Origin of the sequence: Mycobacterium sp. E3305 (assembly GCF_001666785.1) — a bacterium.
Taxonomy (GTDB): Bacteria; Actinomycetota; Actinomycetes; order Mycobacteriales; family Mycobacteriaceae; genus Mycobacterium.
Window position 1 is genome coordinate 20,832 of record NZ_LZJA01000028.1, and the last position, 26,607, is coordinate 47,438.

Genomic DNA, 26,607 nt, shown 5'->3' on the forward strand with positions numbered 1-26,607 from the left:
TGCTGACATCGGGACCTCGCGTGGGAGAACGTAAATCCATCAGGTGCGGCTGTGCACCCCGGCGTCGCACACCCTCGTGAACTCGGCACGCATCGTATCGACATAGCGCTGGACGGACTCGCGGGCGACGTCGGTGCCCGGGTAAGCGACCACCAGTTGGGTCCCGGTGTGCATGCGATTGACCCACATGCACACCGTCTCCGACAGCCGGTTGTCGCCCCAGATGCCGGCCCGCAAACCATCGAAGTAGTCACCGAACGGCAGCTTTCGGATGTCGATGAAGGACAACATCGGGACGGGCCGGTCCGGAACCTCGACCTCGTCGGACGTCGTCTCGAGTAGGTGGTAGTAGGGCACCGCGCCGAGGGCCGTGTTGGTGTCAAAGGATGTCTGGGCAGCGATGACCACCTCGTCGAATGACGCACCGGCGGTGGGTATCGCCAACGGGACGAAACTGGCCAGCCACCCGACGGCCGCGGCGTGCGCGGGATCTCGCCGGTTGTCGAACGGGGTGAGGCCGAAGTAGGTGGGTGCGCCGGTCAACCGGTGCTCGGCCAGGGCAGCGCAGGCGAACACCCCACCACTGAAGCGGGCTCCCGCGGCGCGGCACACCGCCTCGAATCGCCGGCCCTGGTCGTCATCGATCAGGTCGAACACTTCGATGGCCCCTGGCGTATCGGCGGACGCCTCGCCCAGTTCCAGGGGAAATCTGGGGAGCAGTCCATTGTTCGCCGCGAGAAACGCCCGCCAACACCGAATTTCGGGCGAATCGACATCGAGGCTCGCAGTGAATGCGCGTTGCCGCGCGCTGTATTCGCGGTGGCTGGGTGCGGGTATCGGCACAACGGGTGACTTCCGCAGCGCGGAGAAATACGCCGTCTGAATGTCCAGGAAAATCACACCCGCCGACATGCCGTCGGCGCGCAGATGATCGACGGCAATGTAGATGGTGAAGCGGTCTTCGCCCTGGATGATTCCGAAGCTGAAGCAGTCCCATTGCAGCGGATCGGGCGTATCGAGAATCAGTTTGCGAATCTGATGCGGCGCCATTTCGCCGAGATCCGTTGCTTCCAACGTGATGGTCTCGGGGTCGGCGATAACGTGGCGAACCACCTCGTCGCCGTCGTCGAAGGCGAACCGGTCATGATAGGCGTCGTGCCGCCGCACATGGCTGTTCAGCGCGTGGGTCATCGCGTCTATGTCGCAGACGCCCCAAATCTCCCAGGCTCCTATGCACAATCGCGGGATATCGCGGCCGCGGTTGACCTGGCGTCGGTAATACCGAAGATGCTGCGACTGCTGATAACTGACCGCCGCCGGATGGTATTGCGCGTCGGCTGCCTGCTCGTAGGTGCTGGCGGTGGGAAACCACGATACGACGGTGCCCTCGGCTGTCCAGTCGTCAACCGTGCCCAGGAACATGCGCGACCTTTCCTCCGTCAGTAGGCGACGCCGGTCCGGATGACCTTAACGTGACCGTGCATTGGTTGCCGGATGAATTCGACCGCCGAGGGAATTGCGCACCACGAGCCCAGCAAGTGGCGCTGCCGCTAGCTGCGTGGAATGCGCAGAAGTGATTTGGCTCACGCTGGTCCGAGTTGACGCCGCGAAAGCAGTCAGAGCGTCGCGGGGCGCAGTCATTGAAGATTCTCCTCGGGCGTGACAATCGCACGAGAATGCAGAAGACTCGCCGATCGCCGTCGTCTTGCCGTGCGAGGTAACCGCAACGCGGATCGCATATTTCGCGCGCGGCTAACTCAAGATAACTAGTAAAAGCCTTTTACTCGACGCCTCGGCCCGACCATCCCCGGATAGCGGGCGCTATCGTGGCGATGCAATTCTTGTCACCCCCGGGCCTGCGGAACGGCGCCGCGATCACCATATCTCAGGTTCGGTTAAGGCGGAATAGTACCGGTCGAAGTAATCTTCTGCCCACGTCATCCATCGGACGAACGGGCCATCCAAAATGCGAAAGGGGCTGCCGCGGTCTCCCTTTGAGTGCGACCGAACCCGACGCGAACGCCCGAGAGATACCACGGCCGGGCTATCCCGATGTGCCGCAACGCCTTACATTCGGCCCAGCGCGCGCTGACGGAGCGGCTGGGAAGGTCGTACGCGTCCGGGCCGCCCTCTTTGCCGCGGAGGCACGCCGGCCAGGCGTCCCGGCACGGGAACCCTTCTGCGTGCTTTGCCAGACCTGGCTGTTGGCAACCGTTTTGGCCGCGAGCGGAAACGCCGGCGCAGGAAGACGATTAGCCACGGGTGTTGCCGAAAGTCAACGGTGGGATCGGAGACCCGTGAAGCCTTGACTCCATACATACAGTGTGTATGTTTATACATACGGTATGTATCTAGGAGGGTGAGGGATAGTGAGTGCCACGCTCGATGCCATTGCGAAGGAACGCGGAGTTGTTTTGGAGGTCTGCTCGGAATTGCCCGCTTCGATGTGGGCGAAGGACAGCGGATGTCCTGGATGGTCTGTTCAGGATCTGGTGTCGCACATGGCGTGTAGCTACTGGTTGGCGGTCGATCCATCGACGTTGCCCGATCCCGGTGGGCTGCCCGCCGAACGCGCCGCTGACCTCTATGTGGAGTCACGTCGCTGGATGACGCCCGCAGACGTCCTGGCCGACTACGAGGCAGTCAGTGCGCGAGGGCTGGAGTTGCTCGCCGCGGTGGAGGGCCAAGACGTCGAGATACCGATTGGGGACGTCGGAACGTATCCGGCCTCGGTGGTGCCCACCACCTTCGTCTTCGAGTCCTTCATCCATCTCCGGTACGACTTGTTCGCTCCGAATGGACCGTTGCAGTCGGATCCGCCCACGGTCGACGAGCTGCGGCTTGGCCCCACGCTCGACTGGATCGAGGCGGCCCTCCCGCAACAGAACACCCAGCTGCTCAACGCATTACGCACTGGAGTCGAGGTCCGGCTTGACGGGTTGTGTGCCCGAACCCTGCGGCTCGGCACCCGGGGCGATGTGACCGCGCGGATCACCTCCGATTCGCAAGCGTTCGTCCGCTGGGTCACTCAGCGCGGCACCTGGGACGGCCTGGCCGTCCAGGCGGACGGGGACCCGTCGGCTCTGGACATCGTCCGCCGGCTCAGGGTGTTCTGACCGACGCCGCCTCCCGCGGTGGCGCCTCCCGCCGCCTTCATACGGTATGTATGAGAATGCATACGGGGTGTGAAAGGTAAGGGTTGCATGGCGCAGGATGGTCGCCGGACACAGGCCGAGCGTGCCGCCGACACGCGGGGCGCATTGATCAGCGCCGCCCGTCCCCTGTTCGCATCGCTGGGATTCGCGGAGGCGTCCCTGGAGACCATCGTGCGAGACGCGGGTGTGACGCGCGGGGCCCTGTATCACCATTTCGCCGACAAGACAGAGCTTTTCGCCGCGGTTTTCGAGCAGGTGGAGGGCGAGATGGCCGCGCGCATGGTCGACGCCGTCGCGGCCGCGGGGCACACCGACCCGGTCGAGATCATGCGATTGTGTGCGGGCCTTTGGTTGGACGCGTGCTCCGATCCCGAGGTTCAGCGCATCGTGCTGCTGGAGGCGCTCGCGGTGCTGGGCTGGGAACGCTGGAGCGACATCGGGCATCGGTACAACATCGGATTCGTGACGGCGCTGCTGAATGACGCGATCGAGTCCGGCAGCATCCCGCGCCAGCCCGTTGAGGCGACGGCCCTAACCGTCATGGGGGCGCTGCGCGAGGCGACGCTTTACATCGCCCGCGCTGACGACCAGCGCCAAGCGCGCGCGGATGCCGGCGCGGTGATGGACCGGCTGCTGAACGCCCTGCGCGACAAGGACAGCTGACTCATCCGTTGTCAGCTTGGCGCTTGCCCGGCCGAAATCTGGCGCGCGATCGCCTTTTTGTCGATCTTGCCGATCGGGGTGGTCGGTAGCGATGCCATGGCGACCAGCACATCGGGCCGGGCGTGGGCGGCCGTGCCGCGCTGATCGAGGTGGGTGTTCAGTTCCGCCAACGTGACCGCCGTGCCGGTGAAAACGACTGCCGCGCAAATCTTCTCGCCGAGGTACGGGTCGGGCAGCGGCACCGCGGCCGCGGAGAAGATCGACGGGTGAGTGAGCATCTGCTCCTCGAGGTCCGCCGCGGAGATGGTTTCGCCGCCCCGGCAGATCACGTCCTTGACCCGTCCGGTGACCGTCAGGTACCCGTCGCGCCGCAGCCGGACCAGGTCACCGCTGCGGAAGAAGCCGTCCTGGTCGAAGCAGCGCTCGTTGTCGCGCTCGGCACGGTAGTAGCCGTTGAGCGTGTACGGCCCGCGCACCAGGAGCTCGCCTTCCTCGCCCGGCGCGACCGGTTCGCCGTCCGCGTCGACCACCCGCAATTCGTCCGCCACGCACAGCGGCCGCCCCTGGGTGTGGTCGACGACCTCGGGCGGATCGCCCGGGCGGGTGTAATTCAGCAGCCCCTCCGCCATTCCGAACACCTGCTGTAGCCCCGGCGTCAACGCGGCACGGATCATGCGGGCGTCGTCGGGCTCCAATTTCGCCCCGCCAACTTGCAAGAGCCGCAGGGACTTCGGCGTCACCGGCTCCCACCCGCAGGCCTGCGCCCACAGCTTGGCCAGGGCCGGCACCAGAGCGGTGACGGTGACGCCGTGGCGCTCGATGGTGGCGAAGGCGGCCTCGGGGCTGGGGTCGGTGCCGAACACAGTGGTGGCGCCCACCGTCATGGCGCCGAGCAGGCCGGGGCAGGCCAACGGGAAGTTGTGCCCCGCCGAGAGCAGCACCAGATAGACGTCGTCGGCGGTGAGCCGGCACACCTGTGCGCTCGCGGTCGCGTTGAACACGTAGTCGTCATGGGTGCGGGGGATGAGTTTGGGGGTGCCGGTGGTGCCGCCCGAAACGAGAAGCAAGGCAGGCGATCCGGGGTCGGCCGGCGGCGTCGGAGGTGGGGCGGTGGCCTGACCGCATAGTTGCGTCCACGAGGTGAACGAGCCCGGCTCACCGTCGACGATGACGTGGGCGAGCGTCGGGTGGTCCGCGACGAGAGCGCGCGCCATGGCGCGGTAATCGAAACCGTTGGCCGCGTCGGCGATCACCAACGCGGTGGCCCCGCTCACGGCGGCGAAGTGCCCCAATTCGGCCGCCCGGTGGCCGGGCAGACACATCACCGGGATGGCGCCCGCCCGCAGCAGCCCGAAGAGCGCCACCGCGAACTGGCAACCGTTCGGCAATTGCAGCAGCACCCGGTCGCCGGGCGCGATGCCCAGTGCCCGCAGTCCCGCGGCGGCGCGGCCGGCGCGCTCGTCGAGCCGCGCGTAGCTCAAGCCGAAGCCGTCCGCGGCGTCGAGCGCGGCGGTTCGGTCGGGCCAGCGCCGCGCGGCGTCGCTGAGGATGCTGTCCAAAGTGCGCCCAGTCCAGTAGCCGGCCGCCCGATACGCGGCGGCGCGGTCGGCGGGGAACGGCACAAACCCTTCGAGGGCCCCGGCCAGGGGTTGCCGTGCGTTCGCGGTCATCGAGGTCCTCAGGCGGGGGGCGTAGTAGCGGTGATTCGTGAGTAAGGATAGGGTAACCACCACAACTTAGGGCAGCCTGTGCTAATTCAGGGAGGGTTCGTGGTGCGTGCCTCGGCGCGCCCGGCAGACGTCCGGGCAGAGGTAGCCGAACTGCTGGGCGTCGGTGTCGACGACGTCCACCCAACCACCAACCTCATCGGTCAAGGGCTGGACTCCATTCGGATGATGACCCTGGCGGGTCGCTGGCGCCGTCAGGGCATCGCCGTCGATTTCGCCACGCTGGCCGAAACTCCCACCCTCGAGGCCTGGGCCAAGCTGGTGACCGCCGAGCCGGCGACCGAGCCAAGCGATCACAAGGCTGCCAGCGAGTCGGCGCCGGGGGCCGACGGCGAGCCCTTCCCGCTCGCCCCGATGCAGCACGCGATGTGGGTCGGCCGGCAGGACAGCCAGCAGCTCGGCGGGGTGGCCGGCCACCTCTACGTCGAATTCGACGGCGGCCCGATCGATCCCGCGCGGCTGCGTGCGGCCGCCAAAGAGCTGGCCCGGCGCCACCCCATGCTGCGGGTTGAGTTCCTGCCCGACGGCACCCAACGCATCGCGGCGGCCGGTGACGAATTCCCGGTCACCGTCGAGGACCTGCGCCACCTGGACGGCGACGGGGTCGATGCGCGGCTGGCCGCCATCCGCGACGCCAAATCGCACCAGCAGCTCGACGGCGCGGTGTTCGAGCTTGCCCTGACGCTGCTGCCGGGCGAACGTTCGCGCCTGCACGTCGATCTGGACATGCAGGCCGCCGACGCGATGAGCTATCGCACCTTGATGTCCGATCTTGCCGCTCTCTACCTCGGTCACGAACTGCCCGCGCTGAGCTACACGTATCGGCGCTACCGCGACGCGATCGAGGCGGAAGAGGCCCGGCCCCAACCGGCCCGCGACGCCGCCCGCGAGTGGTGGGCGCAACGCATCCCGCAGCTCCCGGACCCGCCGGCGCTGCCCACCACCGGAGACCGCGGTTCGCGTAGGAGCGCCCGGCTCTGGCACTGGCTGGACCCGAAGACCCGGGACGCGCTGTTTTCCCGCGCTCATGCCCGCGGGGTCACGCCCGCGATGACGCTGGCCGCCTCCTTCGCCAACGCCCTGGCGCGCTGGTCCACCACCTCGCGCTTCCTGCTGAATGTGCCGCTGTTCGGGCGCCAGCCTTTGCACCCCCAAGTCGACTCGCTGGTCGGCGATTTCACTTCGTCGCTGCTGCTGGATGTGGACCTCACCGGCGCGCGCACCCCGGTGGCGCGGGCCGGGGCCGTGCAGGACGCGATGCGGTCCGCCGCCACCCACGCCGCCTATCCCGGACTGTCGGTGCTCCGCGACCTCAGCCGCCATCGCGGCACCCAGGTGCTGGCGCCGGTGGTATTCACCAGCGCGCTGGGACTCGGCGAGCTGTTCAGCCGAGAGGTCACCGCCCAATTCGGCACACCCGCGTGGATCATCTCCCAGGGTCCGCAGGTGCTGCTGGACGCTCAGGTCACCGAGTTTGACGGCGGCGTGCTGGTGAATTGGGACGTCCGCGACGGCGTCTTCGCCCCGGGTGTCGTCGACGCCATGTTCGCCTACCACATCGACGAACTGCTCAGGCTGGCCTCCGCCGACGACAGCTGGGAGGCGATGGGGCCGCCGCCGCTGTCGGACGCCCAGCGCGCGGTGCGCGACGCGGTCAACGGCCGCACCGCCGAACCCAGCGGAGAAGCATTGCACGACGGGTTCTTTCGGCAGGCCGAGCAACAGCCCGACGCGCCCGCGATATTCGCCGGCTCGGGGGACGTCAGCTACGGGCAGCTGCGCGAGCAGGCGCTGGCGGTGGCCGCCGCGTTGCGCACGGCGGGTGTCGGCCCCGGCGACACGGTCGCGGTGATGGGCCCCAAGACCGCCGAGCAAGTGCCCGCGCTGCTGGGCATCCTGGGCATCGGCGCGGTTTACCTGCCGATCGGCGTCGACCAGCCTCGCGACCGCGCGGAGCGCATCTTGCACACCGGTGCGGTGCGCCTGGCCGTGGTGTGCGGTGGGCAGCGACTGAACCTGAAGGTGCCCGAGCTGTGCCTCGCCGACGTGCTGCGCGACGCGCAGCTCGCGCCCGAGATCCATCCGGCGAGAGTCGATCCCGCTGAGCTGGCCTACGTGTTGTTCACCTCGGGCTCGACCGGGGAGCCGAAGGGTGTCGAGGTGACTCACGACGCCGCGATGAACACGGTGGAGTTCATCGCCCGCCACTTCGACATCGGCCCGGCGGATCGATGCCTGGCCCTGTCCACGCTCGAGGGTGACATCTCGGTGATGGACATCTTCGTGACCCTGCGGACGGGCGGCTCGATCGTGGTGGTCGACGAATCGCAGCGCCGCGACCCCGACGCCTGGGCCCGGCTCATCGACACCCACCAAGTCACCGTGCTGCACTTCATGCCGGGCTGGCTGGAGATGCTGATCGAAGTCGGCCGCGGCCGGCTGTCTTCCGTGCGGGTGATTCCCACCGGCGGGGACTGGGTGCGCCCGGAGCTGGCCCGCCGGCTGCGGGCCGAGGCACCCAACCTACGGTTCGCCGGTCTGGGCGGAGCGACCGAGACACCGGTCCACAACACGATTTTCGAAGTGGCCGACCCCGACGCGCTGCCGGCCGACTGGACCGCTCTGCCCTACGGGGTGCCGCTGACCAACAACGCCTGCCGTGTCGTCAACGAGGCGGGTGACGACTGCCCGGACTGGGTCGCCGGCGAGCTGTGGGTATCCGGCCGCGGCATCGCGCGGGGCTATCGCGGGCGTCCCGATCTCACCGCGGAGCGCTTCGTCGAGCACGCGGGCCGCAGGTGGTACCGCACCGGCGACCTAGCCAGGTATTGGCCCGACGGCACCTGCGAGTTCGTCGGCCGTGCCGATCACCGGGTCAAGATCAGCGGCTATCGCGTCGAACTCGGCGAGATCGAGGCGGCGTTGCGCCGACTCCCCGGAGTGGCCATAGCGGTGGCGGCCCTGCTCCCGGGACCCGGGGGCTCGGAGATCCTGGCCGCCGCCGTGTGCCCCGAAATGTCCAGCGGTGCACAGCCGTCCGCCGAGGGGCTTGCGAAGCTGATGGCCGAACTCGTTCCCGCGCATATGGTTCCGCGCCACTTCGCACTCGTGGAGCGGATCCCGTTCACCAACGCCGGCAAGATCGACCGCCGTGCCGTCGCGCGCCACCTTGGCGCCGCGATTTCCGTGGCCGAGCAGCCCGGCTACCGTCCCCCGGCGACGCCGCTGGAATCGGCGCTCGCGACGCTGCTCGGTGACCTACTCGGCGCGGAGCGGGTGGGGCGTGACGACGACTTCTTCGCGCTCGGGGGTGATTCGGTGCTCGCCACCCAGGCCGTGGGCCGTATCCGCACCTGGCTGGACACCCCGAATGTCATGGTCGCCGACATCTTCGCCACGAGAACCGTGGCGGCACTGGCGAATTTGCTCACCGACCGCGAGCGGGACGACGCGCGGCTGGACCAGGTTGCCGAGCTGTACCTGGAAGTCATCCACCTGGACGCCGACGCGGTGCTGTCGGCCGGTCGACACACCGCGAAAACCGAGACGGCACAATGACATCCGACCCTGTGCTGAGCGTGCCGACGGAGTTCGCATCCTGGATCAAGCGGGTGTCCGGCGGGAGCGCACGCCGACGCGCCGGCGCGACCGTCGTGTTTCCGCACGCCGGCGCCTCCGCGGCAAGCTATCGGTCGGTGGCCGCCGCACTGGCCTTGGGCGGGGACACCTACATCGTGCAGTACCCACAGCGCGCGGACCGGCTCAGTCACCCGGCCCCCGACACAGTGCACGACCTCGCCCGGGGCCTGTTCGACGCGGGGCCGTGGAGTCGCGTCGCGCCGCTTCGGCTGTTCGGCCACAGCATGGGTGCCGTCGTGGCGTTCGAATTCGCGAGGATCGCCGAATCCCACGACACCGCGGTGCAGCGCCTGTGGGTCTCGGCCGGGCCCGCACCGTCGGCGGTCGCCACGATGCCGCAACTCCCCACCTCCGACGACGGCCTGCTCGCCGACATCGCCGATCTCGGCGGCACCGACCCCGAACTGCTCGCCGACGAGGAGTTCGCGGAGTTGTTGACGACCGCGGTGCGAGCCGACTACCAAGCGATCAATCGCTACGAGTGCGCTCCCTGCGTCCGCATTCGCGCCGACATCAGGGTATTGGGGGCGCGCGACGACCACCGCGTCGATCCGGCCGCGCTGCGGCTCTGGGAGAACCACACCGCGGGCGACTTCGAGTTGTTCCTGTACGACGGCGGCCATTTCTATCTCAACGAGCACATCGACGCCGTGGCCGAACGGGTGAACGCCGATGTCTGACAACAGGTTCGACGCGGCGGCCGATCCGGTCGTGATCGTCGGCATGGCCCTCGAAGCGCCGGGCGGCATCGACACCGCCGAGAAGTACTGGGAGTTGTTGTCGCGCGGCCGTGAGGCGCTGGGCCCGTTCCCCACGGACCGCGGTTGGCAGGTGAGCGAGCTGCTCGCCGGATCGCGGCGGAGCGGCTTCAAGGAAATCCATGATCGCGGTGGATTCCTCACGGGTGCAACAACCTTCGATCCCGAGTTCTTCGGCATCTCCCCGCGGGAGGCCGTCGCCATGGACCCCCAGCAGCGCGTCGTGCTCCGCGTCTCCTGGCGCGCGCTGGAGAACAGCGGCATCAATCCCGACGACCTGGCCGGGCACGACGTGGGTTGTTTCGTCGGCGCCTCGGCCACCGGGTACGGGCCGCAGATGGCCAATTTCTCGAAGCACAGCGGGCACCTGCTCGCCGGGACCGCGCTGAGCGTGATCTCCGGCCGGGTCGCGTACACGCTGGGGCTGGCCGGCCCGGCGCTGACGGTGGACTCGTCGTGCGCGTCCGCGCTGGCCGCATTCCACGTCGCGGTGCGGTCGATCCAAGACGGCGACTGCGACATGGCGCTGGCCGGCGGGGTGAACGTCCTGGGATCGCCCGGATTCTTCGTCGAATTCTCCAAGCAACACGCCCTCTCCGACGACGGGCACTGCCGCCCCTACAGCGCCCAGGCCAGCGGAACGGTGTGGGCCGAGGGGGCGGCGATGTTTGTGCTGCAACGCAAATCGGCCGCCTTGCGCGCCGGCCGCGAGGTCGTCGCCGAGGTCCGCGCCACCACCGTCAACCAAGACGGCCGCAGCGCCGGCCTCAGCGCGCCCAGCGGTGAAGCGCAGATTCGCCTGTTTCGCCGTGCCATGACGCAGGCCGGGATTCGGCCCGACGAGGTCGGCATGGTCGAGGGCCACGGCACCGGCACCCGCCTCGGCGACCGCACGGAACTGCGGTCGCTGGCGCAAACCTATGGCGACACGGCACCCGGTTGCGGCGCACTGCTCGGCTCGGTGAAGTCCAACCTCGGGCACGCCCTCGCGGCCAGCGGTGCGCTCGGGCTGGCCAAGGTCGTGGTCGCCGCCGAACACGGGGCGATCCCACCGACTCTGCACGCGGCGGACCCGAGCCCGGAAATCGACTGGGACAGCCAGGGGTTGCGGTTGGCCACGACCCTGACCCCATGGCCGGCGGTCGCCGGCCGACGGACCGCGGCGACGTCGGCCTTCGGCATCGCCGGCACCAACGCACACGTGATCGTCTCCCTCCCCGAGGTCGCGTGATGCTCGGATCCCCACTGCCCGACGGTCGCGTACCCGTGTTGCTCACCGCGCACGACGAAGAGCTGATCGTCAACGACGCCAGAGCGATCCTGGACTATCTGGACCGCACCGACGCGGACCCCGCGGCGATAGGGTCCAGCCTGCTGCGGCTGCGTCGGGTGCGGCGGCACCGTGCGGTCGTCCGGGCGGCCGACCGCGCCGAGCTCGCCGGCGGGCTGCTCGCCCTAACCCGCGGCGAAGAGCACCCGCTGGTGACCCGGTCCTCGCACGGTGTGGCGCCGTGCATCGCTTTCGTGTTTCCCGGACAGGGCAACCAATGGCAATCGATGGGAGCCGAGGCCTATCAACGACTTTCGGCATACCGGGCCGCGGCCGACCGATGCGCGCAGGCCTTCCTCGCTGCGGGACTGCCGTCGCCGTTGCCCTACCTGACCGGAGGGGACGATCGCAACTGGTCGCGGACCGAGATACAAGGAGCACAATTCACCCACGCGGTCAGCCTGGCCTACGAATGGCGATTCCACGGTGTGCTGCCCGCAATCACCGTCGGCCACAGCCTCGGCGAGGTCGCGGCCGCCTACGTCGCCGGGACGATCTCGTTGCCCGACGCGGTCGCCCTGGTCGGAGCCCGCGCCACCATCGTCGACCAGTTGGCGGGTCAATACGCCATGGTCGTGCTCGGGGCCGGGGTCGACGAGGCCGAGTCCCTGATCGCGGAAGCCGCGGGCTGGTTGGAAGTCTCGGCCGTCAATGGCCCCTCGTCGACCGTGGTGTCCGGAGACCGCGACGCCGTGGCGGCCGCCGTGTTGCTGGCCCGGCAGCGGGGGATGTTCGCCCATCAGCTGTCCGTGGACTACCCGGGACACACCAGTGTGCTGCGGCCGTTGCGCGCGCAGTTGACCGAGCGGGTTCCCCGCTCGGCCTTCCGGGACAGCCCGGTCAGATTCGTCGGCTCGACCTTCGGTGCCGAGGTGGGCAGCGGGGCGGACTTCTCTCAGTACTGGTACGAAAATCTCTGTAACACGGTGCGTTTCGATAAGGCGGTCACGGCGGCCCAGAAACTCGGCGCCACCACTTTTGTCGAGTTGTCCGCGCATCCTTCGCTGCTGTACCCGCTCGCGGACCTGATCGACGAGCGAACGAGCGTGGTCGCCGGCTCGGGCCACCGCGAGGGAGCCATCACCGACGTGCTGGCGAAAAACATCGCGACCGTGGCGACCGCCGATCCCGGCTGCCAGTGGGCCAACACCATGCCCGGCGGTGTCCGGCGGCCGCTGCGCGGGTTCCCCAACGCGCCCATGCGGGCGGTCCACCTGTGGGCAGCGCCCGAGCCGCTGATCGACACGGCACCGGCCCCTTCGCTCACCGTCGCCGTCGAGGCCTGGCAACCCGCCCCCCCATCGGACGCTGCGGGTGCCGACATCGGATTCTTCGGCCCTGACGCGGAGGACGCGTTGACGCGGAGGCTGATGGAAGCCGTTGACGCACAGGGCGGTTGCCGGGTGGTCGCGCCGCACGATGCGGAGATCGTCGCCGTCGTCACCCCCGGGCTCGACGAGCGCGACCCCGCATCGGCGATCGCGCAGATCGCCGGCCGGCCGGACGCGGGTCTGCCGGACTACGCCGCACTGATCGGCCCGCGCTGCCGGGCCGTCTGGCTGATCACCGCGGGCGGCGAGAGCATCGACCCGGACGACACCGACGTATCACCGGCACAGGCAGCACTCGGCGCGATGCATCGCAGCGCCGGCTTCGAATTCAGCGACCAGGCCTTCGGGCATCTCGACCTGCCGGGCCGCGACCTCGACGCGCGGAGCGCGCGCGCCGTCGTCGAGGTGCTGCTCGGTGAGGCGGCCGAGGTCGCGCTGCGCGGAAGTGAAGTAACGCGACGGTACATCCGGACGTTCCGGGACTGCCGCGACTCGGCGACCGGTCGGCCGCTGGACGCCGCCGCACTGGACAACGTGGTGATCACCGGCGGCAGCGGCGCCATCGGCCTGCAGTACGCGCGATACTGCATCGAACGGGGGGCGCGGACGGTCACGCTGCTGAGCCGCAACGGTCTCGACCGGGACGTACTGCGCCGGCTGACCGACAATCACGACACCGAGGTACGCGCCCTGCGCTGCGACATCACCGATCCGGTCGCCGTGGCCGAGGCCGTCAGGCACGCCGGCGCGGGGGCGTCGATGCTGATTCACACCGCCGGCATCGCCCAGGCGCGCTCCCTCGCCGCGCTGACCGGAACCGACGTGGCGACGGTGTGTGCCGCCAAGGTGCGTGGCCTGGCCCTGCTGGCGCAGCGGTGGCCGCTGCGTCCGGACTGCCGAATCCTGGCCTGCTCGTCGGTGTTCGGAGTGTGGGGTGGTCACCACCACGCCGCTTATGCCGCCTCCAACCGGATGCTGGACGTGCTGGTCGCCCAGCTGCGCCGCGGGGGTCACGACTGCGTGGCGATCCGGTGGGGACTGTGGCAGGCCGCGGGCGTCGTGGCGGCCGACGAGATAGCCCGCACCGAACGATCCGGTCTGACCGCGATGGTGCCCGACGCGGCGATCGAGGCCGGCTTCCACCGCAATGACGGCGATCCGCTGATCTTCGACGCGGATTTCGACCGGCTCGCGGTGTTCTTCGAAAGCCAGTGCATGCCAACGCCTTTCCGCGTGTCCCGCGGCAGCGACGGGGGAGCGGTCCACCCCGCCGCCAGATCGCTGGCCGACGTGGTGCGCGCGGACGTCGCCGCGACACTGCACCTGGACGACTCGGTCTCGATCGACGCGAGCGCACCGCTGATCGACCTTGGGGTGGATTCCTTGCTCGCACTGGATCTGCGTAAGCGGCTACGCCGGACGGTCGGACGCTCGGTTCCGGTGGCTCGCATGCTCGGCGGGATCACCCTCAACGAATTGATCGATGCGTTGCGCGCCGGCTCCGGTGAGCCGCGCGAAGGCGCGAAACCCGACGTTCGCGAAGCCAGAAAGGTTGGACTCCCCGCGTGACGGACACCACCCAAGCCGGCGCACGGCTCGACGACGAGCGCCTGGAATTGTTGCGCCGCAAGATCGCCGAACGCGGCCTGGCCAGCCCGCCCGCCGCTTCGCCCGTGGCGACCGCCGAAGGGCCGCGCATGTCGGTCGGACAGCACCGCATGTGGTTCGTGCAGTCGCTGGACCCCGACAGCGCGCTGCTCAACGTCTGTGTTTCCTATCGCCTCAGCGGCGCGGTCGACATCCAACGGTTGCGGCACGCGGTGGACGCTGTGGCCGCGCGCCATGCCCTGCTGCATACGACGTACGCCACGGGCGCCGACGGCGACCCGTATCCGGTCATCCGCGAAGAGCTGCGCCCGGAGTGGGCCGAGCACGACCTGTCGGACCTGACCGATCAGTCCCGGCGGTTGCGGCTGGACGTGCTGGCGCAGCGGGATTTCCGTCGGCCCTTCGACCTGGCCACGGATTCACCCCTGCGGGTCACCGTGGCGCGGCTCTCGGCCACCGAGCTGATGCTGTTGATCACCGTCCACCACGTCGCCTGGGACGATGCCTCGTGGGCGCCGTTTTTCGCCGACCTGACCCGCGCGTACGTCGATCCGGACGGCTTCGCCGACGAGCCCCCGCAGGCGGCCCCCCCGCCGGACGAAGCCGCGGATCCCGCCGCGGACCACGAATACTGGCGCCGCCAGATGGCGAATCTACCCGAGCCACTTGAACTTCCGGGTCCCAACGGATCGGTGGTGCCAAGCACCTGGCGGGCCCAACGCACCGCGATGCCGTTGTCGGCGGCCACCGTCGACCGGGCGGCGGCGCTCGCGCGGGAGACGGGCGCCACCCCGTACATGGTGCTGATGGCGGCGTTCGCCGCGTTGGTGCACCGCTACACCCAGTCGACCGACTTCCTGATCGCCGCTCCGGTGCTCAACCGCGGCGTCGGAACGGAATCGGCGATCGGGTACTACGGCAACACCGTGGTGATTCGGCTGCGGCCAGGGCCCCTTCAGACGTTCCGAGAGCTGCTGACCGAGACCCGGGACCGCGCGGTGGGTGCCTTCGCCCATTCGCGCGCCGACCTGGACTGGCTGGTCCGCGAATCCAATCCCGACCGCCGGCACGGCGCCGACCGGATGACCCGGGTGAGCTTCGGGCAGCGCGAGCCCGACGGCGCCGGTTTCTGCCCGCCCGGGGTGCGGTGCGCGCGCGGCGAGTTGCGCGGCCATTTCAACCAGCTGCCACTGAGTTTCATGGTCGAGCTGGACCGCACGGGCGCCGGATTGATCGAAGCCGAATACCTGGTGGAAGTTCTGGATCGGCAACTGGTCGACCAGCTGCTGCGGCACTACGCCGTGTTGCTGGACGACATGCTGACAAACCCCGACACGGCGCTGTCGGCGTGCGCGCTGATGAATACCGACGACGCCGCGTGGCTGCGCCGCGCCTCGACCGGCGACAGATTCGAAACCCCGCCCACCACCTTGCCGGCGCTGGTCGCCCGCCGGGCGGCGCTCTCACCGGCCGCCATCGCCGTCGTGTACGAGGGCCGCGAGTACACCTATCGCGAGATCGACGAAGAGTCGAACCGCTTGGCGCACTGGCTGATCGAGCAGGGCGTCGGCACCGAGGACCGCGTCGCGGTGCTGCTGGACAAGTCACCCGAATTGGTCATCACCGCGCTCGGAGTGCTGAAGGCTGGCGCGGTCTACCTGCCGGTGGATCCCACCTACCCCGAGGATCGGCTGACCTTCATCCTCGGCGACGCCGACGCCAAACTCGTGCTGCGCGAACCCATTCCCGGACTGTCGGAGTACCCGGCCACCGCGCCCAGCGAATTGATCAGGCCGCTGAGCCCGGACAACACCGCCTACCTGATCTACACGTCGGGTTCGACCGGGCTGCCCAAGGGCGTGCCGGTGCCGCACGCACCGATCGCCGAGTACTTCGTCTGGTTCGGTGACGAGTACCGCGTCGACGAAACCGACCGGCTCTTGCAGGTTGCGTCGCCGAGCTTCGACGTGTCGATGGGCGAGATCTTCGGCACGTTGATCATGGGTGCCCGGCTGGTGATCCCGCGGCCCGACGGGCTCCGCGACATCGGCTACCTGACCGATCTGCTGAGCCGCGAAGGCATCACCTCGATGCATTTCGTGCCGTCGCTGCTCGGTCTGTTCCTCTCGTTGCCCGGCGTCAGCCAATGGCGCACCCTGCGCCGAGTCCCCATCGGCGGGGAGGCCCTGCCGGGTGAGATCGCCGACAAGTTCCATGCCACCTTCGATGCGCTGCTGTACAACTTCTACGGCCCGACCGAAACCGTGGTCAACTGCACCAGCTACCCGGTGGAGGGCACCCAGGGCACCCGGGTGGTGCCCATCGGACGCCCGAAGATCAACACGCAGGTCCACCTCCTCGACAACGCACTGCGCCCGGTCCCCGCGGGGGTGATCGGCGAGATATACATCGGTGGAACGCATGTCGCGCACGGCTACCACCGCAGGCCCGGGCTGACCGCCGAGCGATTCGTCGCCGACCCGTTCACGCCGGGCGGCCGGCTGTACCGCTCGGGCGACCTTGCCCGCCGCAACGCCGACGGCGACATCGAGTTCGTCGGACGCGCCGACGAGCAGGTCAAGATCCGCGGCTACCGCATCGAGCTGGGCGAGATCGCCGCCGCCATCTCGGTCGACCCCAGCGTGGGGCGGGCGGTGGTGCTGGCCATGGACCTGCCGCGGTTGGGCAAGAGCCTGGTGGGATACGTCACGCCGGTGCCGGGAGCGGACCCGGAAACCGTTGACGTCGAACGGATCCGAGCCCGGGTGGCCGCGGCGCTCCCGGACTACATGACGCCGGCCGCCTACGTGGCGCTCGACGAGATCCCGATCACGGCCCACGGCAAGATCGACCGCGCCGCGCTGCCCCAGCCCCAGATCGCGGCGGCCGCCGAATACCGCGATCCGGTCACACCCGCCGAACGACGCATCGCCGCATTGTTTTCCGCGTTGCTCGGTCACGACCGAGTGGGGCTCGACGACTCGTTCTTCGACCTGGGCGGCCATTCGCTGGTGGCCACGAAACTGGTCACCGCGATCCGATCCGAGTGCGGGGTGGAGGTCGGCATCCGCGACGTCTTCGAACTGGCGACGGTAAGCGCGTTGGCCGAGCGGGTCGACCGGCTCAGTTCCGGCGAGCTTCGCCAGTCGCGGCCCAAGCTGATCGCCACGGCCCACGACGAGCCGATGCCGTTGTCGGCCTCACAGCTGCGCAGCTGGTTCGCCTATCGCGTCGACGGGCCAAGCTGGGTCAACAACATTCCCTTCGCCGCGAAACTGAGCGGGCCCTGGAACATGGACGCCCTGATCGCCGCCGTCGGGGACGTCGTTGCCCGGCATGAAATCCTGCGCACCTCCTACGTGGAGCTGGATGGCGTGCCGTATCAGGTGGTCGGATCCGCGGGTGACGTTTCCGTGCGCCGGGCCTCCGGCCCCGATCAAGCCTGGCTGCAACGGGAATTGGACGCCGAGCGCAGGCACTGCTTCGAACTGGACCGCGAATTGCCGATTCGGGTCGCGGTGCTGCGCACCGCCGATGACGCCGAGCACGTCCTGTCGCTGGTGGTCCACCACATCGCCTCCGACCACTGGTCGGCCGGGGTGCTGTTCGCCGACGTGATGACCGCGTATCGGGCCAGGCGGGCGGGGGAAGCCCCGGCGTGGGCGCCGCTGCGCGTGCAGTACGCCGACTACGCCGCGTGGCAGGGGGAGTTCCTCGGCGACGCGAGCGGTCAGGAGTCCGCTGTCGCCGCCGAGCAGCGCGAGTACTGGATCCGCCAACTGGCCGGGCTGCCCGAGGACAGCGGGCTGCGGCCCGACTTCCCGCGCCAGCGGGTGCCCAGCGGCGAGGGGGAGTCCGTCGACTTCGGCATCGACGCGACCACCCGCGCCAAGCTCGCCGAGTTGTCCCGCGAGCTGGGCATCACCGAATTCATGCTCTTGCAAACGGCCGTCGCGGTGGTGCTGCACAAAGCCGGTGGTGGGCTCGACATCCCGCTGGGCACCCCGGTCGCCGGGCGCACCGAGGCCGAATTGGATCAGCTGATCGGGTTTTTCGTCAACATCCTGGTGCTGCGCAACGATCTGACCGGCAACCCGACGCTGCGCGAGTTGCTGGCCCGCGCACGGGAAACGGCGCTGGCCGCCTACGCCCATCAGGACCTGCCGTTCGACCGCGTGGTCGACAGCGTCAGCCCGGTCCGTTCGTTGTCGCGCAACCCGCTATTCCAGGTGGTCGTGCACGTCCGCGACCACCTGCCCGCGACGCGCGTGATCGAGCAAGGCTCCGGCGAGGGCGAGCAAGACACGGTGTGCACCTCGCTGGACCCGGTCTTCGACATGGCGCACGCCGACCTCAGCGTCAACTTCTTCGGCACCGACGGCTCTGACGGCGGCGGATACAACGGCAATCTGATCTTCCGCACCGAGCTGTACAGCAGGGCCACGATCGAGCGATTCGCCGGCTGGCTGACTCGGGTGGTCACCGCATTTGCCGACAATGTCGACCAAAGTTTGCGCGACGTGCAGCTGACCGACGCCGCAGAGCGGCACCGCGTGCTGGAGCACTGGAGCCGCGGCGAGCGACCGCCGCACGACCGGCCGCGCACCATTGGGGAATTGCTGGAGCCCAGCCGAGGCTGGGGGACCGGGCGGATCGCGGTGCGCTGCGGCGATCGGCAGCTCGATTACCCAGCGCTGCACCGCCTTTCGGACCGCCTGGCGGCGTTGCTTGCCGCGCGCGGTGTCGGGCCGGGGTCGTTGGTCGGGCTGTCGATGCGGCGCGGCATCGACCTGGTGGTGGCGCTGGTGGCCATCATGAAGGCGGGCGGCGGTTACTTCCCCATCGATCCGGGCTATCCGCGGGCGCGCAAGCAGTTCATGCTCGACGACGTGCGGCCGCCGGTGGTGCTGGCCACGGCCGAAGCGGCGGACACCATCCCCGACGTAGCGGGCGTGGCCGTCATTTCGCTCGACGACGCGCAGGTGCGGGCCGCGCTGGAGAACGGAGATGCCGCTCGGCGGGAACTGCCGCCGCCGCACCCCGACGACCCGATGTTCCTGGTCTTCACGTCCGGATCCACGGGCAAGCCGAAAGGCGCGCTGGGCACCCATCGGTCGATGGCGGCCCGGCTGGACTGGCAGCTGCGGCACTACCCGCCCAGGACGGAGGACGTGCGGCTGGCGCAGGCCTCGATCACGTTCCTCGAGGGTGGCATGGAGATGCTGGCCGGCCTGGCGGCGGGGGCGACGATGATCCTCGCCGACGATGCCGAGCACCGCGACCCGGAAGCCCTCGGCGACTTGATGAGTCGGCACGGGGTCGCGCAGGTGACCGCGGTGCCCAGCCTGGTCTCCGCCCTGGTGGACAGCCGGCCCGACGCGGTGCGGGGGCTGTCCAGACTGGTGTGCGGCGGGGAACCGGTGAGCGCGTCGCTGCTACGACGGCTGGTGTCCGTGTGCGGCGGCACGGAGATCGAGCTGTTGAACAACATCGGCTCCACCGAGACGTCCGGCGCGGTATCCCGCGGGCGACTGGCACCGCCGAATCCGCTCGTGGGCAAGCCGGTTCCCGGGGCGGCCGCCTACCTGCTCGACGACGGGCTGCGGCCGGTGCCGGTCGGCGTCGTGGGCGAACTGTATTACGCCGGCGATCAACTGGCGCGGGGCTACTGGAAACGCCCAGGGCTGACCGCCACCCGGTTCGTCGCCGATCCCTTTGCGCTCGAATCGGGTTCACGTCTGTACCGCAGTGGCGACCTCGCCCGCTGGACCGAGGACGGCCAACTGGAATTCGTCGGACGGACCGACCACCAGGTCCAGGTGCGCGGTTTCCGGGTGGAGCTGGCCGAGGTCGAGGCTGCGCTGGCGGCGGTCGACGGGGTCGCCGCCGCCGCCGCACGCACCTGGGAGCTGAACGGCGGCACCTCCCTGGCCGGATACGTTGTGCCGCAACGGCCAATGGTCGACGACGCACAGAAGGCCTCGTTCGCATCGGAGGTGCGCGCCGCCATCGGCGCGACGCTGCCCGGCTATATGATCCCGTCGTCGTTGACCGTCCTGGACGCGCTACCCAAGACCGAGTCGGGCAAGCTGAATCGGCCCGGGCTGCCGCGGCCGTCCGTCACCACCAGCGGACAAACGGAGCCGTCACGCACCGACACCGAACGCGCGCTGGCCAAGGTGTTCGCCGAGCTGCTGTCGACGCCCGAGGTTGGTCGCTTCGACGACTTCTTCGCGCTGGGTGGGGACAGCATCCTGTCGGTGCAGCTCGCCGCGCGCGCACGGGCCGCCGGCCTGGCGGTGAGCCCGCGGATGATCTTCGAGAACCCGACGGTGCAGCAGCTGGCGGCCGCTCTCGACGGGCAGAACGACACCGAGCACGCCGACGACCGGTTCGAGCCGATGAGCACGTCCGGCCTTTCGGCCGACGACTTGGCTGCGGTGACGCAGCTCTGGTCGTCGCGCGACGGTACGCCATGACGGCCACCAAGGATGTCGCGCCCGACATCGAGGACGTGATGGCACTGAGCCCGCTGCAGGAGGGCTTGTATTCGCTGACCACGCTCGCCGAATTCGCCGACGGCGACGCCGACGACCCGTACGTGATCGGCATGGCCGCCGACATCTCCGGCACGCTCGACGTCGCGCTGTTACGTGATTGCGCGACAAAGATGTTGAGGCGGCACCCCAATCTGCGGGCCAGCTTCTTCAGCCGAGGGATCGCCCACCCGGTCCAGATCGTGCCGTCCAGGGTCGACCTGCCGTGGCGCACCGTCGCCGCGGCGCCCGAGGATGTGCAGGCGCTGGAGACCGGTGAACGCCGGCGCCCGTTCGATCTGGAGCGCGGGCCGGCCATCCGCTTCCTGCTCATCGAATTGCCTTGCTCTCGATGGCGTTTGGTGCTCACCGCCCACCACATCGTGATCGACGGCTGGTCGATGCCGGTGTTCGTCAACGAGATGATGACTCTGTATCGGGCCGGCGGGGACGTGTCCGCGTTGCCCGCCACACCGCGGCCCTACCGCGACTACATCGGCTGGCTGGCCGGCCGCGATCTGCAAGCCAGTCAACGGGTCTGGCGGGAGCACCTGGCCGGCCTTCCGGGCCCCACCCTGCTGTCGGCGGCGCTCGGCTCGGGCGAGGACCGGCGCGCCGGGTTGCCCCGCACCACCGAACTGCGGCTGCCGGCCGCGGCGACCGCCCGACTGGTCGACGGGACGCGATCCCGCGGGATCACCGTCAACACGCTGATGCAAATGGCGTGGGCGCTGGTGTTGTCCAGGCTGACCGACACCCACGACGTGGTCTTCGGGGTCACCATCTCCGGCCGGCCGCCCGAACTGACCGGCGTGGAGACCATGATCGGGCTGTTCATCAACACCGTTCCCATGCGGGTGCGGCTCGACCCGGCCGCAAGCGTCGGCGAGCAATGTCGCGCGGTGCAGCGTGACGCCGCGTTGCTGCGTGAGCACGGCTACCTCGGGCACGCCCAACTGCGCGCGCTCGGCGGCGTCGGGGAGATGTTCGACACCCTGCTGGTCTACGAGAACTTCCCCCTGGACGGACTGGCCGCGGGCGTCGAATTGACCGCAGGCGGTGCGACATTCCGGCCGTCCACCCTGCAAACCCTGTCACATTTCCCGATCACCGTCGCCGCGCACATCGAAGGCGGCGAACTGGTGGTGCTGGTCGAAGTGATCGACGGTGCGCTGGGCGCCGTTCCCGCCGCGGCCTTCGGCCGGCGGGTGCTGACCGCCGCCGAACGGCTGCTGCGGGATTGGGACCGGCCGCTGCGCCAGGTGAGCGTTCTCTTCGACGACGAGGCGGCCCCGCCGCGCGCCGCGGCCCCGCCCGCCCCGTCTGCGGTCGGCATCGACACGAGGTTCGCCGACGTCGTCGCCAAGACCCCGGACAACCTCGCGATCAGCTGGGCGGGCGGCACGATGAGCTACCGCGAACTGGACGCCCTCGCCAACGGCCTGGCCGCCCGCCTCGCGAACCGCGGCGTGCGGCCCGAAAGCCCGGTGGCCATTCGGCTTTCCCGGGGACCCTACTACATCGTCGCGATGCTGGCCGTGCTCAAGGCCGGCGGCATGTGCGTGCCCATGGAGCCGACAACACCCCCGGAACGGGTGGAATCGATCCTGCGTCAATCCGGCGCCGCGATCGTGCTCGACGAGGAGTCGCCGCTGGCCGGCGAACCGCCGGGCGCGGCCTTCCACCCGGTCGAAGTGTCGCCCGGGCAAGCCGCCTACGTCGTCTTCACGTCGGGCACCACCGGAGAACCCAAGGGAGTCATCGGAACTCACGCAGCCGTAAGCGCATACGCCGACGACCACCTGGACAACGTGCTGCGCCCGGCGGCCGCCCGGCTGGGCCGGCCGCTGCGCATCGCGCACGCGTGGTCGTTCGCGTTCGACGCCGCCTGGCAGCCGTTGGTCGCGCTGCTCGACGGTCACGCCGTGCACGTCGTCGACGAGCACACGCAGACCGATGCCGAGGCGCTGGTCGAGGCGATCGCCGAGCACCGCATCGACATGATCGACACCACCCCGTCGATGTTTGCCCAACTCGCGGCATGCGGTTTGCTGAGCACGGTGCCGCTGGCGGTGCTGGCCCTGGGCGGGGAAGCGCTCGGCAAGCCCGCCTGGAACCTCATCCGCGCCGAGTGCGCGCGCACCGGCATGGCGGCCCACAACTGCTATGGCCCCACCGAAACGACGGTCGAGGCGGTGGTCGCCGCCATCGCCGAGCATGACGACCCGTCGATCGGGCGGCCGACCGCGTACACGCGCGGCTACGTGCTGGACTCCGCGCTGCGACCGGTTCCGGGCGGCGTGACGGGCGAGCTGTATCTCGCCGGCGCCCAGCTGGCCCGCGGTTATCTGGGCCGCGCCGCCGAAACCGGGCAGCGGTTCGTCGCCGACCCGTTCGCGACCGGCGAACGCATGTACCGCACTGGCGATTTGGTGCGTCGGGCCCCCAACGGCTCGCTGGTATACGTGGGCCGCGCCGACGCTCAGGTCAAGATCCGCGGCTACCGCGTCGAGCCGGGCGAGATCGCGGCCGCGCTCGAATCGCATCCCGCCGTCCGGCGAGCGGGGGTCGTGGTGCGCCGGCGTCAAGGGGCCGCGCTGCTGACGGCCTACGTGGTCGTCGCCGAAGCGGCGCCCCGGCCGCCGACGGCGGCCGAGCTACGTACGATGCTCGGCACCCGGTTGCCGCGCTACATGATCCCTCAGCGCATCCTCGCGGTCGACGAGATCCCCTTGACGGTCAACGGCAAGCTGGACGAGGCCGCGCTCAGCGCCTTCGACGCCAACGAGCCGGATCCCGCCGAGGCCGCCCCCGCAACGCCGACCGAAGCCGCACTGGCCGAAGTGCTTTCGGAGCTGCTCCACCAGCCGCGAGTCGACGTCTCCGCGGATTTCCTGCAGCTGGGGTTGGACAGCATCACGGCCCTGTCGGTGGTCCAGGCGACCCGGGCACGGGGAATTGCCCTGCGCGCCAGGCTCGTCCTCGAGTGCGCCAACATCCGCGAATTAGCGGAGGCGATCGACTCCGAAACGGCCTCTGCCGCAAGCGATGCCGAAGAGGACACCGGACCCATGCCGGTGTTGCCCAACGGACGATGGCTCTACGAATTCGGTGAGCCGCGCCGCCTGGCGCAGACCGAGGCCATCCGGCTGCCCGACAACGTCACCCGCGAACAACTGGACGCCGCGCTGGCCGGCATCGTGAACGCCCACGAGGTGCTGCGCTCCCGCCTGGACCGGGCCGCCATGACCCTGGTTTCGGCACCGGACACCCACACCGGACTCATCGACGAGGTTGCGACCTCCGACGATCTGCGAGCGGTGATCCCCGCCTACGCGGCCGGGGCCGTCGACCGCCTCGACCCGGAGCGGGGGACGATGCTGGCCGCGGTATGGCTTCGGCCCCCGGCCGGGCCGAGCGTCCTGCTGCTGGCCGCCCATGTCCTTGCGATGGACCCGGCGTCCTGGCGGGTCGTCCTCGGCGAATTGGATTCCGCCCTAACGGCTTTGACCACCAGGCGTGCGCCCGCGCCGATCCGCGAACACACCAGCTACCGGCGCTGGGCCGCCGCCCTCATCGAGCGCGCTCACCGACTGGACACCGTGCAGTTCTGGGCCGCCCAGTCCGACGGCGACGATCCCGACCTCGGCGCCCGGCGGGTCGATCCGCGTCGCGACCGCGCCCGCGATCTGGACGTCCGCATGATCGCCACCGACGCCGACCTCACCCGCCGGTTACTGGGCTCGGGCCTGCCGATGCCCCACCTGTTGATCGCCGCCACGGCGGCGACGGTGACGCGGTGGCGGCGCTCGCGCGACCAGGCCACGCCACCGCCCCTGCTGGCGCTCGAAACACACGGGCGCGCCGACGGTCTCGTCGACGGCACGGGCACGCGCAGCATCGACACCGGCGACACCGTCGGGCTGTTGAGCTCCATCTACCCGATACGGGTGACGTCGACGGGCCCACGAGGCGCGGGGGAGCTGCTGGCGACGATCCCGGGCGATGGGCTGGATTACGGGTTGCTGCGCTACCTGCGCACCGACACCGCCGAGCGACTCGCCCCGCTGCGCCGGCCGCAACTGCTGCTGAACTACATCGGAGCCGCCCATGCCCACGGCGGCACCGCGTTGACGCTGGAGCGGGAGCTGCTGGCCGGGGTGTCGCCACAGCCCGAACCCGATCTCGCGGTCCGCCACGAGCTCACCATCGTGGCCGCCATGCTCACCTTCGACGGGCAGCGGGTGCTGGCCGCGCAGTGGCGCACGCTGCCCGACATTCTCAGTGACGCCGATGTCGCCGAGCTGCAACATCTTTGGATCGACTCGCTACGGGAGATGGCCCCATGAGCACACTTGCGATCCTCGGCGCGGGAGCCAAGGCGGTCGCCGTCGCGGCCAAGGCTTCCGTGCTGCGGGACATGGGTGTCGATGCCCCCGAGGTGATCGCCGTCGAACGTATCGGCGTGGCGGCGAACTGGCAGGCGAGCGGCGGCTGGACCGACGGCGCGCACCGGCTGGGCACCAGCCCGGAGAAGGATGTCGGGTTCCCCTACCGCTCGGCACTGGTGCCCCGCCGCAACGCCGAACTCGACGAGCGGATGACCCGCTATAGCTGGCAGTCCTATTTGATCGCCACGGCGTCGTTCGCCGAGTGGATCGACCGCGGCCGCCCGGCGCCGACCCATCGCAAGTGGAGCCAATACCTGGGCTGGGTGGCCGACCGGATCGGCCTCAACGTGGTGCACGGTGAGGTGGAACGGCTGGCCGTCAGCGGGGACCAGTGGACGCTGCACACCCACGAGACGACCGTGCAAGCCGACGCCCTGATGATCACCGGGCCCGGTCAGGCCGAGAAATCCTTGCTGCCCGGCAATCCGCGCATGCTGTCGATCGCCCAGTTCTGGGACCGCGCCGCGGGTCACGACCGGATCAGCGCCGAGCGCGTGGCGGTGATCGGCGGCGGCGAGACCGCGGCGTCGATGCTCAACGAGCTGTTCCGGCACCGGGTTTCAACCATCACCGTCATCTCGCCGCAGGTGACGCTGTTCACCCGCGGGGAGAGCTTCTTCGAGAACTCGCTGTTCTCCGACCCCACCGATTGGAGCGCGCTGACGCTGGCCGAACGCCGCGACGCGCTGGCCCGCACCGACCGCGGGGTCTTCTCGGCGAACGTGCAGGAGGCCCTGCTGGCCGACGACCGCATCCGCCATCTGCGGGGCCGGGTGGCCCACGCGGTGGGCCGCGACGGGCAGATCCGACTGACCCTGTCCACCAACCGCGGCAGCGAGAACCTCGAGACGGTGCACGGTTTCGACCTCGTCATCGACGGTTCTGGCGCCGACTCGCTGTGGTTCACGTCGTTGTTCGGCCAGGACGTGCTGGACCTGTTGGAGCTCGGCCTGGGCGGACCGCTGACCGCCGACAGCCTGCAGGAGGCGATCGGCCACGACCTGGCCGTCACCGACGTCGCACCCAAGTTGTTCCTGCCCAACCTCTCCGGTCTGACGCAGGGGCCGGGATTTCCCAACCTCAGCTGCTTGGGATTGTTGTCAGACCGGGTATTGGGATCCACGGTGGGTTCGGTGGGCCCGCCCCAGCACACGACAAGGAGACGCGATGAGCATCAACCCCTTCGATGACGAGAACGGCACCTTCTTCGTCCTCGTCAACGACGAGGATCAACACAGCCTGTGGCCGAGCTTCGCCGACAAGCCGGCGGGGTGGCGCGTGGTCTACGGCGAGGCGAGCCGCGCGGAGTGCCTCGACTACATCGAGCAGAACTGGACCGACATCCGGCCGAAGAGTCTCCGGGAATCGATCGAGCGACGCTCGTAACGGGCGGGCGGTGCGCGGCCGTA

General features: G+C 69.5%; 12 protein-coding genes. 10 read left to right on the plus strand and 2 right to left on the minus strand.

The genetic code is table 11. From position 1 onward, the window contains the following. Positions 1–39: 39 nt before the first annotated feature. Positions 40–1,422 carry a condensation domain-containing protein gene (locus A5701_RS03030; RefSeq protein WP_067748368.1) on the minus strand — a complete coding sequence of 461 codons (1,383 nt, stop codon included), beginning with the start codon at positions 1,420–1,422 and terminating at the stop codon, positions 40–42. Between the two features lie 947 nt (positions 1,423–2,369). Between A5701_RS03030 and A5701_RS03035 the strand changes: the two genes are divergently transcribed. Then, the gene (locus tag A5701_RS03035) at positions 2,370–3,116 is read left to right on the plus strand and encodes a maleylpyruvate isomerase family mycothiol-dependent enzyme (protein WP_082969657.1); all 747 of its coding nucleotides are present in this window, start codon (positions 2,370–2,372) and stop codon (positions 3,114–3,116) included. A gap of 87 nt (positions 3,117–3,203) precedes the next feature. After that, positions 3,204–3,818: a TetR/AcrR family transcriptional regulator gene (locus A5701_RS03040; protein WP_067748371.1), complete on the plus strand. Its 615-nt coding sequence runs from the start codon at positions 3,204–3,206 to the stop codon at positions 3,816–3,818. Positions 3,819–3,829: 11 nt separating this feature from the next. Here the strand turns inward: A5701_RS03040 and A5701_RS03045 are convergent, their stop codons facing one another. After that, on the minus strand, positions 3,830–5,488 hold the full coding sequence (locus tag A5701_RS03045) for a (2,3-dihydroxybenzoyl)adenylate synthase (RefSeq protein WP_067748373.1): 1,659 nt from the start codon (positions 5,486–5,488) through the stop codon (positions 3,830–3,832). Positions 5,489–5,587: 99 nt separating this feature from the next. On the opposite strand from A5701_RS03045, the gene A5701_RS03050 reads away from it, so the two are divergent. The 8 genes from A5701_RS03050 to A5701_RS03085 are packed head-to-tail and all read left to right on the plus strand — an operon-like array spanning position 5,588 to position 26,584. Continuing rightward, the gene (locus A5701_RS03050) at positions 5,588–9,103 is read left to right on the plus strand and encodes a non-ribosomal peptide synthetase (protein WP_067748375.1); all 3,516 of its coding nucleotides are present in this window, start codon (positions 5,588–5,590) and stop codon (positions 9,101–9,103) included. Continuing rightward, positions 9,100–9,864 (plus strand): thioesterase II family protein, encoded by a 765-nt coding sequence (locus tag A5701_RS03055; RefSeq protein WP_067748377.1) that lies wholly within the window; start codon positions 9,100–9,102, stop codon positions 9,862–9,864. The genes A5701_RS03050 and A5701_RS03055 overlap by 4 nt, the downstream gene beginning before the upstream one ends. After that, the gene (locus tag A5701_RS03060) at positions 9,857–11,173 is read left to right on the plus strand and encodes a polyketide synthase (RefSeq protein ID WP_067748379.1); all 1,317 of its coding nucleotides are present in this window, start codon (positions 9,857–9,859) and stop codon (positions 11,171–11,173) included. Before A5701_RS03055 ends, A5701_RS03060 begins: the two co-directional genes overlap by 8 nt. Further along, positions 11,173–14,172, plus strand: a complete 3,000-nt coding sequence (mbtD, locus tag A5701_RS03065) for a mycobactin polyketide synthase MbtD (protein ID WP_067748381.1) — start codon at positions 11,173–11,175, stop codon at positions 14,170–14,172. Before A5701_RS03060 ends, mbtD begins: the two co-directional genes overlap by 1 nt. Next, a complete protein-coding gene (locus A5701_RS03070) occupies positions 14,169–20,690 on the plus strand; it encodes a non-ribosomal peptide synthetase (protein WP_067748383.1) in 6,522 nt (2,173 codons plus the stop codon). Before mbtD ends, A5701_RS03070 begins: the two co-directional genes overlap by 4 nt. Beyond that, complete coding sequence (locus A5701_RS03075) at positions 20,687–25,096, plus strand: non-ribosomal peptide synthetase (protein WP_067748385.1); 4,410 nt, start codon at positions 20,687–20,689, stop codon at positions 25,094–25,096. Before A5701_RS03070 ends, A5701_RS03075 begins: the two co-directional genes overlap by 4 nt. Then, positions 25,093–26,388, plus strand: a complete 1,296-nt coding sequence (gene mbtG, locus A5701_RS03080; RefSeq protein ID WP_067748388.1) for an NADPH-dependent L-lysine N(6)-monooxygenase MbtG — start codon at positions 25,093–25,095, stop codon at positions 26,386–26,388. The genes A5701_RS03075 and mbtG overlap by 4 nt, the downstream gene beginning before the upstream one ends. Next, positions 26,366–26,584, plus strand: a complete 219-nt coding sequence (locus A5701_RS03085; protein WP_067748391.1) for an MbtH family protein — start codon at positions 26,366–26,368, stop codon at positions 26,582–26,584. The genes mbtG and A5701_RS03085 overlap by 23 nt, the downstream gene beginning before the upstream one ends. Positions 26,585–26,607 lie beyond the last annotated feature (23 nt).